This is a genomic window from Mariniflexile aquimaris, assembly GCF_042676825.1.
Lineage (GTDB): Bacteria > Bacteroidota > Bacteroidia > Flavobacteriales > Flavobacteriaceae > Mariniflexile > Mariniflexile aquimaris.
In genome coordinates this window covers 1-579 of sequence record NZ_JBHTIB010000043.1, presented here as the reverse complement: position 1 = coordinate 579, position 579 = coordinate 1, and the positions used below count along the sequence as shown (strand labels likewise).

Here is a 579-nt window from a genome sequence, read left to right as displayed (position 1 = left end):
CTGGATCAAAATCATTTGATAACACATTGCCCGTTACCGGAGTATTTATTTTAGTGCCTGCGGTATCTGCATTCGCGATTGGTGCTTCATTCTCTGGTCCGCCTACTGGTAACACTTCGATGTAAACCATCGCGGTATCGCAGGCCTCTGGGGTACCATCATCACATATGGTGTACTCAAAACTGTCTTCACCTACATAATCCGCTAGTGGTGTATAGGTATATACTCCTGTAGTAGCGTCGATTGTTACAATAACGCCCAGTGCGGTAGTTACTGTAGTGGTGGTGACGCGTTGGGTATCGCCTTCCGGATCGGTATCGTTGGTTAATACATTACCCGTTACTGGGGTGTTTACAACCGTATTGTTGATATCGTTCTCGGCGTTGGTTGAATTTGCTGGTGCTGGTTTGATTACGGTAATGTAAACCGTAGCCTGATCGCAAGCTTGTGGTGTTCCGTTATCACATACGCTATACACAAAACTATCTGTTCCTGTAAAGCCTGTATTTGGTGTGTAAGTGAATGTTCCATCGGTATTTAATACTAACAGTCCGTTTGCAACACCTTGTACTGGTGTGG

General features: G+C 45.1%; 1 protein-coding gene. It reads right to left on the bottom strand.

Annotation, left to right across the window (positions count from 1 at the left end; genetic code table 11):
* The coding region (locus ACFQ0I_RS17320) for an Ig-like domain-containing protein (RefSeq protein WP_379944250.1) at positions 1 to 579 on the bottom strand (579 nt) is incomplete at both ends.